Below are 13823 nucleotides of genomic sequence, written 5' to 3'. Positions count from 1 at the left end.
CGTCACCCCTCGAGTCGTGCGCCGAGCCGTCCGGCGAGATCCTGCACATATTGCCAAGCGGTGCGGCCCGAGCGCGAGCCCCGCGTCGTCGCCCATTCCAGACTGTCGCGTACCATCTCGGCGTCGTCGACGCTCAGGCCGAAATGAGCGACATAGCCGCGCACCATCGCCAGATAATCGTCCTGGCTGCACTTGTGGAAGCCCAGCCACAGGCCGAAGCGGTCGGACAACGACACTTTTTCTTCCGTCCCCTCGGACGGGTTGATCGCCGTCGAGCGCTCGTTGTCGATCATGTCGCGCGGCAGCAGGTGGCGGCGGTTGGAAGTGGCGTAGAACAGCACGTTGTCGGGCCGCCCTTCGATGCCGCCCTCCAGCACCGCCTTCAGCGACTTGTACGAGGTGTCGCCGGCGTCGAAGGACAGATCGTCGCAGAACACCAGGAAGCGGAACGGCGCCTTCGCCACCAGCCCGAGCAGGGTCGGCAGGCTCTCGATGTCCTCGCGGTGGATCTCCACCAGCTTCAGCGCCGGCAGGCCGGCCGCGACGAGCCCCGCCACCACGGTGGCATGCGCCGCCTTGACCAGGGACGACTTGCCCATGCCGCGCGCCCCCCACAGCAGCGCATTGTTGGCCGGCAGACCGCGGGCGAAGCGCTCGGTGTTGGCGAGCAACTGGTCGCGCGCCCGGTCGATGCCCTGCAGCAGCGTCATTTCGACCCGGTTGACCCGCGTCACCGGTGCGGCTCGGACCTCCCGGGCGACCCACACGAAGGCGTCGGCCGCGGCGAAATCGGCCGGCGGCGGCGCCGGCGGCACGGCCCGGGCGATGAGTGCGGCGATGCCGTCGAGCTTGGCGGCGATCTCGGCGAGGGCATATGCGGTGGGTTCGGCCACGGGCGGGCAACTCCTGAGACGAGGAGGCGCGAGGGTAGGGGAGGCGGCGGCGGAAGGCAAAGCCCCGCCGCACCCGTCACGCCCGTCTCCCGTCGGTATCCCCGGTCGAGGCCGGCGCCACCCTCAGTGGAGCGTCGCCACCGCCGCGTCGTAGGACCGTTTGATCGCCGCCTCCAGCGACTTGCGCACGAAGAACTGGGTGATCGGCAGGTTGACCAGCCCGGCGGTGGCGATCTTGCCGACCGCACCGGCCCAGACCTCGACATAGGCTTTCTTGAAGCCCCACTCGACGGCGACCACCAGCGCCCGGGCGAACTGCTGTTCCGACGCCTGGTAGAGTTCGACGTCGCTCTCGTCGAGGGAGATCGACTTCATCAGGCGCGCCATCTGGGCGTTGGAGAGCACCGAATTGAGGCCCATCAGGCCGCCGATGGCCCATTCCGCGGTCGAGACGGTGCCGTCCCAGTTGCCGTCGCGGGGGTCGTGCAGCGGGATGATCACCCCGACCACCCCGTCCTGGATGGCATAGAGCGCCTCGGCCTTGTTGAAGGTTTCGTTCTGCCGGATCTTCCAGATCAGATTGCCCATGAGGGGATCTCCCTTCCGCAGACGATCGCGAGGGCCGCGACCCGTCAGCAATTGCGTCGCCGTCGCGGGGCCACCTTCGATCGGTCGCGATCCTACGCCTCGGGCGCGGGTTGCGGACCGCGACCCAAGCGCGCGTCGAGGCCCGCGCGCCGCCGCCGCACTTGCGGCCGCGCCGTGGCAGGGCGATGCTTCCCCGTTCCCCGAGGCCCTCGTCCGGAGCCCGCCCAGCCGGAGCCCACCATGTCCGCCGCCCTCGTTGCGATTCTCCCCGACGATCCCGCCTTCACCGCCGCGCTCGCCGCCGAAGGCCTGCCGACCGCCGACCTCGGCGAGGCCGATCGCCGATTCTTCGCCCTGTCCGACGGCGCCGCCCCGCGCGCCTGGATCGGCATCGAAGGCTCCGGCGAGGATCGCCTGCTGCGCTCCCTGGTGGTGCCGCCGCAGGGCCGTCGCAGCGGGGCCGCCCGCGCCGCGGTCGCCGCCGCCGAACGCCTCGCCGCCGCCGACGGGGCGCGGCGCCTGTGGCTCCTGACCACCACCGCGGCCGCAGTCTTCGACCGACTCGGTTGGGTTCGCCGCCCGCGCGCCGAGGCGCCGGCGTCGATCGCCGCCACCGGCCAGTTCGCCACCCTCTGCCCGGCCTCGGCGGTACTGATGAGTCGCGAGCTCGCGCCCTGACGGCCGTGCCGGGCGATATCGGCGCCGGTCTCGGTCCCCGTTCCGGGCCCCGGCGGCGCCGCGGCGCCCGCTCGCGACCCGCGTGATTTGCAAAGACCGGCGCGCTCGCTATAGTCCCGCCGCATCGCGGACGGCACTTTCCGTCGCGCGACCCGTTCTCGTGTCCAGGGGAAGCGATCCTCCCCGGCGCGCCCGTCGATCCGAGGAGATCTCGATGTTCGTGACCCCCGCCTACGCTCAGAGCGTCGGTGCCGCCGGCGGCGCCGGAGACATTCTGATGTCGCTGGTGCCCTTCGCCTTCATTCTCGTCATCATGTGGGTGATGGTCATCCGCCCGCAGCGCCAGCGTCAGAAGGCCCACGAGGAACTCGTCAAGAACCTGCGCCGCGGCGACATCGTCGTGGCCGCCGGCGGGATCATCGCCAAGGTCTCCAAGGTCGTCGGCGACGCCGAAGTCGAGGTCGAGATCGCCGAAGGCGTCAAGATCCGGGTCGTGCGCTCCACCGTGACCGAGGTCCGCGCCAAGGGCGAACCGGCCAAGGCCAAGCCGGAAGCCGCCAACGAGTGATGCGCCGGCGGGGGAGCGATCCCCCGCGAAGGCCCCCGCCGAGCGGCGGCCGGTCGGTGCCCGCAATCCCCGAGGACGAGGTTCGATGCTTCATTTCCCACGCTGGAAGATCTGGCTGATCGTCGCGTCCTGCGTCGCGTCGCTGCTGTTCCTGGTCCCGAACTTCGTCGGCCGCGACACCCTGGCGAGCATGCCCGGGTGGCTGCCGCACCGCCAGTTGACCCTCGGTCTCGACCTGCAGGGCGGCGCCCATCTGATGCTCGAGGTCGACACCCAGGCGATGATCAAGGAGCGCCTCGAGGTGCTCCGTGACGACGTCCGCCGGGTGCTGCGCGAAGATCGCGTCGGCTACACCGGCATCGGCATTCAGGGCACCACCGTCCAGGTCCGCATCCCCGATCAGGCCCAGATCGAGAAGGCGGCGACCAAGCTCGCCACCATTCCGCAGTCGCTGAGCGACACGGTGTTCTCCGGCGCCCGCATCGTCGACGTCGAGATCGCCCGCGACGAGGGCGGCCTGTTCCGCCTGTCGCTGACCAAGCCCGGCCTCGACTACCGCACCCGCCGCGTCGTCGAACAGTCGATGGAGGTGGTCCGCCGCCGCGTCGACCAGCTCGGCACCACCGAACCGATCATCGCCCGTCAGGGCGGCACCCGCCTGCTGGTCCAGGTCCCCGGTCTCCAGGACATCGAGCGCCTGAAGGACCTCCTGCGCCAGACCGCCCGCCTGACCTTCCACATGGTCGAAGGCGTCGGCCCGCAGGCGCTGGGCGAGAACCGCTCCTCCGACACCGACGTGCTCTACACCCGCGACAATCCGCCGGTGCCGGTCCTGATCCAGAAGCGTGCCATGTTGACCGGTGAAGAACTGGTCGACGCCCAGGCGAGCTTCTCGTCGCAGTCGAGCGAGCCCGTCGTCTCCTTCCGCTTCAACACCTCCGGCGCTCAGAAGTTCGCCCAGGTCACCCAGCAGGCGGTCGGCCGGCCCTTCGCCATCGTCCTCGACAAGGATGTGATCAGCTATCCGGTGATCCGCGAGCCGATTCTCGGTGGCTCCGGCCAGATCTCCGGCAGCTTCTCGGTGCAGTCGGCCAACGATCTCGCCCTGCTGCTGCGCGCCGGCGCGCTGCCTGCCGACCTGACCATCGTCGAAGAACGCACCGTCGGCCCCGGCCTCGGCGCCGATTCGATCGCCGCCGGCAAGCTCGCCGCCGGCGTCGGCACGGTGCTGGTGGTGCTCTACATGATCGGCAACTACGGCCTGCTCGGCATCTTCGCCGACATCGCGGTGGTCATCAACATCATGATGCTGATGGCCATCCTCAGCGTGCTGCAGGCGACCCTGACGCTGCCCGGCATCGCCGGCATCGTGCTCACCATCGGCATGGCGGTCGACGCCAACGTGCTGATCTACGAGCGCATTCGTGAGGAGCAGAAGCTCGGACGTTCGCCGATTTCGTCGATCGACGCCGGCTTCTCGCGGGCGCTGGGCACCATCATCGACTCCAACCTGACCACGCTGATCGCCGCGGTCGTGATGTTCCTGCTCGGGTCCGGCCCGATCAAGGGCTTCGCCGTGACGCTCGGCATCGGCATCCTGACGACGCTGTTCACCGCGATCACCGTGACCCGTCTGATGGTGGCGATGTGGTTGAAGCGCTTCCGTCCGACCCGGATTCCGATCTGATCCCCGTCCTCGCCCGCGCCTCCACGGCGCACCCGACGGCTCATCGACAAGGCTGAGAGATGCGGCTCATCAAGCTCATTCCGGAAGACACCAAGATCCCCTTCATGGGGGCGCGCCTCGTCACCTTTCCGATCTCGATGGTCCTGGTGGCGACTTCGCTCATCCTGATGGCGGTCTTCGGTCTCAACTACGGCATCGACTTCGCCGGCGGCACCGTCGTCGAGGTGCGCTCCCACGTCTCGCCGGCCGACCTCCACGACATCCGCAGCCGCCTGTCGGCGATCGGCCTCGGCGAGATGCAGGTCCAGGGCTTCGGCACGCCCGACGACGTGCTGATCCGCTTCGGCGAACAGCCGGGCGGCGAACTCGCCCAGCAGGCCGCCGTCGCCAAGGTCAAGGCGACCCTCGGCGAGGCCTTCGACTATCGCCGCGTCGAAGTGGTCGGCCCCCGCGTCTCCGCCGACCTGCGCCGCGACGGTGCCATCGCGGTGGTCGTGGCGCTGGCCCTGGTGCTGGTCTATCTGTGGTTCCGCTTCGAGTGGCAATTCGCGGTCGGTGCGGTGCTCACCACCATCCACGACATCGTACTGACGCTGGGGTTGTTGTCGGCGACCCAGATCAGTTTCGACCTGACGGCCATCGCGGCGATCCTGACGATCGTCGGCTACAGCCTCAACGACACCGTCGTGATCTACGACCGAATTCGTGAGAACTTACGCAAATACAAGAAGATGCCGCTGCCGGAGCTGATCGACGGCGCCATCAACCAGACCCTGACGCGGACCATCCGCACCTCGACCACCACCTTCCTGGCGGTGTCGGCGCTGCTGATCTTCGGCGGCGAGGCGCTGCGCGGTTTCAACTTCACCATGCTCTGCGGCATCGTCATCGGCACCTATTCGTCGATCATCATCTCCGCGCCGCTGCTGATCTTCCTGCGTCTGCGCACCGGTGGCGGTGCCCCCGGCGAGGACAAGGGCGACGCCGAGAAGACCGGTCCGGCCAAGCCCGGCGCGCCGCGCAAGCCCGCCGGCGCCTCGGCCTGAACGCAGACCCCGCGCGCCGGTTTCGCGGCGCGCGCCATTCGCGAGGTCACGCCGTGGACGAGCCGTCGAGCGATGCCCATCTGCCGAACCCGGTGCCGATCGAGGGCTACGGCCGCGGCGGCTTCCGCTTCGGCGAGATGAGCCATACCGGCTCGATCCTGTGCCTGCCCTCCGGCATCTGGCGCTGGTCGGCGGCGACCGTCGCCGACATCGACGTCGCTTCGCTCGACCGCGTGTTCGCCGAAAGCGCCCGCATCGACATGTTGCTGGTCGGCACCGGTCGCACCCTGGTGCCGCTGCCGGAAGCCTTGCGCTGGCGCCTGCGCGACGTGGCGATCGGCGTCGAATGCATGGCCACCGGCGTGGCGATTCCCACCTGGAACCTGCTCCTGGGCGAAGGCCGGCGCGTCGCCGCCGCCCTCCTCGCCGTGGACTGAGGCGACGCGCGCCCTATGTCCGAGGCCATGACGATCCTCTCCGACCCGAGCGACGACACCCGCCTCGCGGACGCCTATGCGGCGGCCGGGGACACCGTCGCGCGCCTCGACAAGGACCGCTGGCTCGCCGCCCTCTACGCGCCGGCGAGCCATCGCCGCCATCTCCACGCGCTGTGGGCCTTCTCCGCCGAGATCGCCCGCATCCGCGACACGGTGTCCGATCCCTTGCCCGGCGAGGTCCGCGCCCGCTGGTGGGCCGACATGCTGGCCGGCCGGCGCGGCGGCGAGGGCGAGGCCCATCCGGTCGCCTGCTGCCTGCTCGACACCATCCGCCGCTTTGCGCTGCCCCTCGACGCCTTCGACCGGCTGATCGAAGCGCGGATCTTCGATCTCTACGACGACCCGATGGGTTCGACCGCCGAGCTCGAGGCCTATTGCGGCGACACCTCGTCGGCGCTGATCCGCCTCGGCAGCCTGGTGCTCGCCGACGGCCGCGATCCCGGCGGCGCCGAGGTCGCCGGTCACGCCGGCGTCGCCCTGGCGCTGACCGGCCTGCTCCGGGCCTTTCCCTTCCACGCCTCGCGCGGCCAGATCTTCGTGCCGGCCGAGATCCTCGAGCGCCACCGCGTCGACCCCGCGACGATCCTCGCCGGTCGCACCACGCCCGGGCTGCTCGCCGCGCTCGCGGACGTGCGCGCCCGCGCCCGCGAGGCGCTGGCCGAGACGCGGCGGCTGGCGGCGACCATTCCGCGCAGCGCCGTGCCGCTGTTCCTGCCGGTGGCCCTGGTCGAACCCTGGCTCGACCGCATGGACCGGCCCGGCTACGACCCGTTCCGCTCCGTGGTCGAGCTGCCGCAGTGGCGCCGGCAATGGCGGATGTGGCGCGCCGCCCGTCGCGCCGAGACGTGCGCCGCGCCCGGCTGAGCCGCGCGCCGCCCGCGATCAGGCCTCCGGCAGCGGATCGGCCGCCGCCCAGGCGGCGAGATCGACTCGCGCCCGCGCCGCCATCGCCCGCTTCTTCACCTGGGTCTTCTCGGTGCCCTTGTAGCGGCGTCCGTCGGCGTCGACCTTCGGCGCGACGATCGGCGGAAACAGCCCGAAATTGACGTTCATCGGCTGAAACGCCCGCGGCTTGCCCGGTTCGATCTCGGCCTCGCCTTCCGCCACATGGCCACCGGTGATGTGGCCGAGCAGCGCCCCCATGGCGGTGGTCGGCGGCGGCGGCAGCGGCGTGCGCCCGAGTCGTTCGGCGGCGGCGAAACGGCCGGCGAGATGGCCGATCGCCGCGCTCTCGACATAGCCCTCGCAGCCGGTGATCTGGCCGGCGAAGCGCAGGCTCGGCCGGCTGCGCAGGGCGAGCGTCGCGTCGAGGAGCTTGGGCGAATCGAGATAGGTGTTGCGATGCAGCCCGCCGAGCCGAGCGAACTCGGCCTTCTCCAGCCCCGGGATCATCCGGAACACCCGGACCTGTTCGCCGTGCTTGAGCTTGGTCTGGAAGCCGACCAGATTCCACAGCGTGCCGAAGGCATTGTCCTGGCGCAGCTGGACGATGGCATGGGACTTGACGTCCGGGTGATGCGGATCGGTCAGCCCGACCGGCTTCATCGGCCCGTGGCGCAGCGTCTCGCGGCCGCGCTCGGCCATCACCTCGATCGGCAGGCAGCCGTCGAAATAGGGCGTGGTCGCTTCCCATTCCTTGAACGACACCTTGTCGCCGGCGATCAGCGCATCGACGAAGGCCTCGTATTCCTCGCGGTTCATCGGGCAGTTGAGGTAGTCGGCGCCGGTACCGCCGGGGCCGGCCTTGTCGTAGCGCGACTGCATCCAGGCGCGGCTCATGTCGATCGAATCGAAATGCACGATCGGTGCGATCGCGTCGAAGAAGGCGAGGCCGGCGGCGCCGGTCAGGCGGCCGATCTCCTCGGCCAGCGCCGAAGAGGTGAGGGGGCCGGTGGCGACGATGGTGCTGGTCCAACTCGGATCGTCGAGCCCGACGACTTCGCCGCGGCGGATCTCGATGCCGGGATGGGCCTCGAGCGCCGCGGTCACCATCGCCGCGAAGGCGTCGCGATCGACCGCCAGGGCGCCGCCGGCCGGCACCTGATTGGCGTCGGCGGCGCGCATCACCAGCGAGCCGCAGGCGCGCAACTCGGCGTGCAGCACGCCGACCGCGTTGGTGTCGGGATCGTCGGAGCGCAGCGAATTGGAACACACCAGTTCGGCGAGCCGATCGGTCTGGTGGGCTTCGGTGCCGCGGATGGGGCGCATCTCGTGCAGCACCACCGGTACGCCGGCGCGCGCCAGCACCCAGGCGGCTTCGGCGCCGGCGAGGCCGCCGCCGATCACATGGACGGGGTCGATGTCGGTACGGGTCTCTGTCATGGCCGACGACCTAGCACTTCGCGGCGGTCGGGCCTAGAGCCCGCGCCGCCCCGAGCCACGGCGGACCGCCCGGCGGCGGAGGTGGACCGATCGTCGCGGGCCTTCCGGTCGTGGCGATCGGCAAATATTGCCTGTGGTGGAGCCGAGAGGAAGCCATGTAATTGGAAGTCGAAACGCTGCGATTCGAACAGTGATTCGTCGAGGAGGCATGATGCGAGCGCTGGTCCTGGCTGCCCTGGTCGTCCTCGCCGCCGCGCTCGGCGGTTGCAAGAGCGACGGCACCGACAAGCCGAAGCTGGCGCTCGTCGACACCCCCGATCCGATCACCACCGGCAGTGTGCCGATGGCCTTCTCGGTCGAGCCCGGGGTCGAGGCCTGGTACCGCGAGCGCGGATCGGTGGTGCCGCTCGGGTCGCGGCCCGCCTATTGCCACGGCTTCGGCTGCGAATTCCGCGCCGTGATCCCGCTGGACGACGACGACGAAGCGGCGCTCGCCCGGATCTTCCAGGCTCATGGCGGCTCGCCGGCCGCCGAGCGCGTCGCCGTCGATCTCGCCGACCAATGGTGGGAGAAGCGCGCCGACCGCGAAATCGGCGCGCCCCCCGACAAGCGCGGCTCGGACCTCGCCGATGCCCATCACGCGGGCCAGACCGACTGCATCGACGAGGCGACCAACACCACGACGCTGCTGCTCCACCTCGAACAGCGTGGATTGTTGCGTTTCCACCACGTCCAGCGCCCGGAATCCCGCGGCGCCTTCCTCTACGCCCACGCCACCGCGGTGATGCGCGACCGGACCACCGGTACCGACTGGATCGCCGACAGCTGGATGCGCGACTCCGGCGATCCGATCGACGTGATGCCGCTCGAAGAGTGGTTCTCCCGCGCCTACGTCGATCCGGTGTCGTGAAATCTGCCGAGGGGTGTCCCGAGAATCGAGACGCCCGCCGGTGGGAGGAGGATGCCGGCGGGCGCTCGAGGGTCCGACCCGTACCGGGAGGAGGCACGGTCGGCCGAACGGATCGCGCGCTGTGGGAGGAGGAGTGCGGCAGCGACCCGAAGAGATGTGTCGGGGACGTCCGCGATGCAGGGCCGGGGCTCGGCGATCGTGGCGGGTCCGGCGCGCGAGGCGTTGGACCGACCGTCCATGGGTCTATTGGTAGGACAACCGGGCTGACATATTAAAGTCACACCTTCGCATGCCGCTCATGCGCTGAGTTCATGGCCGTCTGGCCCGCTCTGCGCTCTGCGGTGGGCCGGGCTCCGGTGGCGCTGCATGACCCGCGTATGGGGCGGGCGCGCCGCTGTGTGCAGACCCGGGGTAGGGGTCGTCCGCCTCACCCGCGCGTGCGGAGGCCGCCCAGGCGGATCGCCATGGCGCCGCATGACCCCCGCGCGCGCGGAGCGCACGGCGTTCCGCGCGCACCGACCGCCGTCCTGTGCGTGAGGTGCGCGAAAGCGGCCGTCAGCCGGATCACCGCGGTCGCGAATGACCCGAGCGTGCGTGCAGCGCGCTGCGCGCGCGGCGGACCGGCCTTGCCGCGAACGCGCCGCCCGCCCCCGAGCCGGCGCCCCACCCCTCGAGGCCGCAGCTGCGCGCGATCCGCCCGGCGACCTAGCGCGTCCGCTTGCCGTCGCTCCCCCACCCCGGTCGCGGGGCAGGGTGCCGACGGTCAGCGCTTGCCGCCGGCGCGCAACGGCCGTCGATCGAGCAGCTCGGCGAGGAAGCGGCCGGTGTGCGAGCGCGGATTCTCGGCGACGTCTTCGGGCCGCCCGACCGCGACGATCTCGCCGCCGCCGTCGCCGCCCTCCGGACCGAGATCGACCAGCCAGTCGGCGGTCTTGATCACTTCCAGATTGTGCTCGATCACCACCACGGTGTTGCCCTGATCGACCAGCTCGTGCAGCACCTCGAGCAGCTTGGCGACGTCGTGGAAATGCAGGCCGGTGGTCGGTTCGTCGAGGATGTAGAGGGTGCGGCCGGTCGATTTGCGGGCCAGTTCCTTGGACAATTTGACCCGCTGCGCCTCGCCCCCCGACAGGGTCGTCGCCTGCTGGCCGATGTGGATGTAGCCGAGCCCGACCCGCGACAGGGTCTCGAGCTTGTCGCGGATCGCCGGGACCGCCGCGAAGAACTCGACCCCTTCGTCGACGGTCAGATCGAGGACGTCGGCGATCGATCGGCCCTTGAAGGTCACCTCCAGGGTCTCGCGGTTGTAGCGCTTGCCCTTGCAGGTGTCGCAGGTGACGTAGACGTCCGGCAGGAAGTGCATCTCGATCTTGATCACGCCGTCGCCCTGGCAGGCCTCGCAGCGCCCGCCCTTGACGTTGAACGAGAAGCGCCCCGGCCCGTAGCCGCGCACCTTGGCCTCCGGCAGGCCGGTGAACCATTCACGGATCGGCGTGAAGGCGCCGGTATAGGTGGCGGGATTGGAGCGCGGCGTCCGGCCGATCGGCGACTGATCGATGTCGATCACCTTGTCGATCGCCTCGAGCCCTTCGATCCGGTCGTACGGGGCCGGATTGTCCTTCGATCCGTTGAGCTTGCGCGCCACCGCGCGGAACAGCGTGTCGATCAGGAAGGTCGACTTGCCGCCCCCCGACACGCCGGTGACCGCGGTGAACACCCCGAGCGGAATCTCGGCGGTGACGTTCTTGAGATTGTTGCCGCGGGCCCCGACCACCTTGATCGAGCGGCCGGGATCGATCCGCCGGCGTTTGCCCGGCACCTTCACGGTGAGGTCGCCGCTGAGATAGCGCCCGGTCAGCGAGTTCGGATCGGCGATGATCTCGGCCGGCGTGCCGCGCGCCACGATGTGGCCGCCGTGGATGCCGGCCCCTGGACCCACGTCGACGACATAGTCGGCCGAGCGGATCGCGTCCTCGTCGTGTTCGACGACGATCACCGTGTTGCCGAGGTCGCGCAGGTGCTTCAGCGTGTCGAGCAGGCGGGCGTTGTCGCGCTGGTGCAGGCCGATCGACGGTTCGTCGAGCACGTAGAGCACGCCGGTCAGTCCCGAGCCGATCTGCGAGGCGAGCCGGATGCGCTGGCTCTCGCCGCCCGACAGGGTGCCGGAATTGCGGGCGAGCGTCAGATATTCGAGGCCGACGTCGTCGAGGAACTGCAGCCGCTCGCGGATCTCCTTGAGGATCCGCACGGCGATCTCGTTGTGCTTGTCGGACAGCCGCGCCGGCAATTCGCGAAACCACGGCAAGGCCTTGCGGATCGACATCTCGGCGACTTCGCCGATGTGCAACCCACCGATCTTGACCGCCAGCGCCTCGGGCTTCAGGCGATGGCCGCCGCAGTCGCGACACGGCCGGGTCGCGAAATAGCGCTCGATCTCCTCGCGCGACCATTCCGATTCGGTCTCCCGCCAGCGCCGTTCGAAGTTCGGGATCAGCCCCTCGAAGGTCTTGCGGGTCTTGTGGTTCCTGAGCCCGTCGTCGTAGGCGAATTCCACGGTGGTGCGGCCGGTGCCGTGGAGGATCGCCTGCCGGCCCTCCTCGGGCAGATCGCGCCACGGCTGGGTCATCGAGAATCCGTAGTGGCGGGCCAGCGCCTCCAGCGTCTGGGCGTAGAACGGCGAACTCGACTTGGCCCAGGGCGCCACCGCCCCCTTGGCCAGCGACAGCGACGGGTCGGGCACCACCAGATCGGGGTCGACCTTCTGCTCCGAGCCGAGACCGCCGCAGGTCGGGCAGGCGCCGAAGGGATTGTTGAACGAGAACAGCCGCGGCTCGATCTCGGCGATGGTGAAGCCCGACACCGGACAGGCGAAGCGCTCGGAGAACACCATCCGCCGCGGCGTGCCGTCGGCCTCGGTCGCGTCGGCGAAATCGGCGAAGGCGATGCCGTCGGCGAGGCCCAGGGCAGTCTGGAAACTGTCGGCGAGGCGGGTGGCGAGATCGCCACGCACCACGAGGCGGTCGACCACCACGTCGATGTCGTGCTTCAGTTTCTTGTCGAGCACCGGCGCCTCGCCGATCTCGTGGAAGGTGCCGTCGATCTTGACGCGTTGGAAGCCCTTCTTCTGGAAGTCGGCGAGTTCCTTGCGATATTCGCCCTTGCGGCCGCGCACCACCGGCGCCAGCAGGAACAGGCGGGTGCCCTCCGGCAGCGCCAGCACCTTGTCGACCATCTGGCTGACCGTCTGGCTCTCGATCGGCAGGCCGGTCGCCGGCGAATAGGGCACGCCGATGCGGGCGAACAACAGGCGCATGTAGTCGTAGATCTCGGTGACCGTGCCGACCGTCGAACGGGGGTTCTTCGAGGTCGTCTTCTGCTCGATCGAGATCGCCGGCGACAGTCCGTCGATCTGGTCGACGTCCGGTTTCTGCATCATCTCGAGGAATTGCCGGGCATAGGCCGAGAGACTCTCGACGTAGCGGCGTTGGCCTTCGGCATAGATCGTATCGAAGGCCAGCGACGACTTGCCAGAGCCCGACAGGCCGGTCATCACCACCAGGCTGTCGCGCGGCAGGTCGAGATCGACGTTCTTCAGATTGTGTTCGCGCGCACCGCGGATCGAGATGCACTTCTGCGCATGCTGGAACAGTTGCCGCGTGGCGATCGCCGCCGCTTCGCCGTCGCCGCGCACCTCGAGGGGGGATCGCTTCTCGACCATGTCGTCTCCAACGCTGCGCCGGACCCGCGTCGCCGCGTGCCGCTCGGGTCCGCCGCCACCGGGGCCCCGGCGACCGTCGAAGGCCCGTGATGAAATCCCGCTTGCGCGACCGTTGCGACTTCGATAGAACACAACAGGAACAAATGCAAGGGCTCGTCGCGGCTCTCGGCCGCCCCGCCAGTCTAACCGAAGCCCGCCCGCTCCGGCATCGCCGCGTCCGGGACCGGCGGTCTGTGGACAGGCTTGTGGATAAGTCGGTCGCGCGCGGGCGCTGGCAAGCCCTGCGGTCGCATCCGCGGGCGCGAGGGACTAGACGGGGGGGCGGCGGTCTGCGGTGCGGCGCCCGTCGGCGATCCGAGGGCGCGAGGAACGCGCGCGACGTACCGGTCGCGGTGCCGCAGGAACCGAACCCGAGGAGGGTGTCATGTCCGGAAGTGTGAACAAGGTCATTCTCGTCGGCAATCTCGGGGCCGATCCGGAGATCCGCCGGACCCAGGACGGCCGGCCGATCGTCAACCTGCGCATCGCCACCTCCGAGAACTGGCGCGACCGCGCCACCGGCGAGAAGCGCGAGCGCACCGAATGGCACCGGGTGGTGATCTTTTCCGAAGGCCTCGCCAAGGTCGCCGAACAGTATCTGAAGAAGGGCGCCAAGGTCTATCTCGAGGGTCAGCTCCAGACCCGCGAGTGGGAAGACCAGTCGGGCCAGAAGCGCTATTCGACCGAAGTGGTGCTCCAGGGCTTCAACTCGACGCTGACCATGCTCGACGGTCCCGGCGGCCGCGGCGGTGGCGGCGGCGGCGGGTCGGCCGGCGGTGACGACTTCGGCGGCGGCGACGACTTCGGTGGCGGCCCGGCCGGCGGCGGCTACGGCGGTGGCGGTGGCGGCCGTTCGGCGGGCGGCCGCGGCGGCTAC

At 69.9% G+C, this 13823-nt stretch carries 12 protein-coding genes; 8 read left to right on the top strand and 4 right to left on the bottom strand.

The features are described from left to right. Positions 1-2: 2 nt before the first annotated feature. Both EYW49_RS18565 and EYW49_RS18560 read right to left on the bottom strand, forming a co-directional pair. On the bottom strand, positions 3-893 hold the full coding sequence (locus EYW49_RS18565) for an ATP-binding protein (protein ID WP_131311127.1): 891 nt from the start codon (positions 891-893) through the stop codon (positions 3-5). Between the two features lie 123 nt (positions 894-1016). Further along, on the bottom strand, positions 1017-1481 hold the full coding sequence (locus tag EYW49_RS18560) for a hypothetical protein (protein ID WP_131311126.1): 465 nt from the start codon (positions 1479-1481) through the stop codon (positions 1017-1019). A gap of 240 nt (positions 1482-1721) precedes the next feature. Between EYW49_RS18560 and arsN2 the strand changes: the two genes are divergently transcribed. The 6 genes from arsN2 (at position 1722) to EYW49_RS18530 (ending at position 6821) form a co-directional block, all read left to right on the top strand. Beyond that, a complete protein-coding gene (gene arsN2, locus EYW49_RS18555) occupies positions 1722-2159 on the top strand; it encodes an arsenic resistance N-acetyltransferase ArsN2 (RefSeq protein WP_131311125.1) in 438 nt (145 codons plus the stop codon). 214 nt (positions 2160-2373) lie between these two features. Continuing rightward, positions 2374-2727: a preprotein translocase subunit YajC gene (gene yajC, locus EYW49_RS18550; RefSeq protein WP_131311124.1), complete on the top strand. Its 354-nt coding sequence runs from the start codon at positions 2374-2376 to the stop codon at positions 2725-2727. Between the two features lie 85 nt (positions 2728-2812). Then, positions 2813-4414, top strand: a complete 1602-nt coding sequence (gene secD / locus EYW49_RS23515; protein WP_131311123.1) for a protein translocase subunit SecD — start codon at positions 2813-2815, stop codon at positions 4412-4414. Positions 4415-4473: 59 nt separating this feature from the next. Beyond that, on the top strand, positions 4474-5460 hold the full coding sequence (secF, locus tag EYW49_RS23510) for a protein translocase subunit SecF (RefSeq protein WP_131311122.1): 987 nt from the start codon (positions 4474-4476) through the stop codon (positions 5458-5460). A 53-nt stretch (positions 5461-5513) separates the two neighbouring features. Then, a complete protein-coding gene (locus EYW49_RS18535; RefSeq protein ID WP_228259676.1) occupies positions 5514-5897 on the top strand; it encodes an Mth938-like domain-containing protein in 384 nt (127 codons plus the stop codon). Positions 5898-5924: 27 nt separating this feature from the next. Next, positions 5925-6821 (top strand): phytoene/squalene synthase family protein, encoded by an 897-nt coding sequence (locus EYW49_RS18530; protein WP_131311121.1) that lies wholly within the window; start codon positions 5925-5927, stop codon positions 6819-6821. A gap of 18 nt (positions 6822-6839) precedes the next feature. On the opposite strand, the gene trmFO is transcribed toward EYW49_RS18530, so the two are convergent. Beyond that, entirely contained in the window at positions 6840-8279 is a 1440-nt protein-coding gene (gene trmFO, locus EYW49_RS18525) for a methylenetetrahydrofolate--tRNA-(uracil(54)-C(5))-methyltransferase (FADH(2)-oxidizing) TrmFO (protein ID WP_131311120.1), read from the bottom strand. 211 nt (positions 8280-8490) lie between these two features. Between trmFO and EYW49_RS18520 the strand changes: the two genes are divergently transcribed. Beyond that, positions 8491-9189, top strand: coding sequence for a hypothetical protein (locus EYW49_RS18520; protein WP_131311119.1), 699 nt, complete (start codon positions 8491-8493; stop codon positions 9187-9189). Positions 9190-9952: 763 nt separating this feature from the next. Here EYW49_RS18520 and uvrA read toward each other — a convergent pair. Then, entirely contained in the window at positions 9953-12907 is a 2955-nt protein-coding gene (gene uvrA, locus EYW49_RS18515; protein ID WP_131311118.1) for an excinuclease ABC subunit UvrA, read from the bottom strand. Between the two features lie 424 nt (positions 12908-13331). Between uvrA and EYW49_RS18510 the strand changes: the two genes are divergently transcribed. Continuing rightward, positions 13332-13823: single-stranded DNA-binding protein (locus EYW49_RS18510; protein WP_131311117.1), on the top strand; the 492-nt coding region annotated here is incomplete at its 3' end.

This window comes from Siculibacillus lacustris (assembly GCF_004328075.1).
GTDB classification, from domain to species: Bacteria; Pseudomonadota; Alphaproteobacteria; order Rhizobiales; family Ancalomicrobiaceae; genus Siculibacillus; species Siculibacillus lacustris.
This window is presented reverse-complemented; position numbering and strand designations above follow the sequence as displayed.

Coding starts and splice junctions, on each gene's coding strand:
- EYW49_RS18560 (WP_131311126.1), bottom strand. CDS start 1,481: ATGGGCAATCTGATCTGGAAGATCCGGCAGAACGAAACCTTCAACAAG.
- arsN2 (WP_131311125.1), top strand. CDS start 1,722: ATGTCCGCCGCCCTCGTTGCGATTCTCCCCGACGATCCCGCCTTCACC.
- yajC (WP_131311124.1), top strand. CDS start 2,374: ATGTTCGTGACCCCCGCCTACGCTCAGAGCGTCGGTGCCGCCGGCGGC.
- secD (WP_131311123.1), top strand. CDS start 2,813: ATGCTTCATTTCCCACGCTGGAAGATCTGGCTGATCGTCGCGTCCTGC.
- secF (WP_131311122.1), top strand. CDS start 4,474: ATGCGGCTCATCAAGCTCATTCCGGAAGACACCAAGATCCCCTTCATG.
- EYW49_RS18530 (WP_131311121.1), top strand. CDS start 5,925: ATGACGATCCTCTCCGACCCGAGCGACGACACCCGCCTCGCGGACGCC.
- trmFO (WP_131311120.1), bottom strand. CDS start 8,279: ATGACAGAGACCCGTACCGACATCGACCCCGTCCATGTGATCGGCGGC.
- EYW49_RS18520 (WP_131311119.1), top strand. CDS start 8,491: ATGCGAGCGCTGGTCCTGGCTGCCCTGGTCGTCCTCGCCGCCGCGCTC.
- uvrA (WP_131311118.1), bottom strand. CDS start 12,907: ATGGTCGAGAAGCGATCCCCCCTCGAGGTGCGCGGCGACGGCGAAGCG.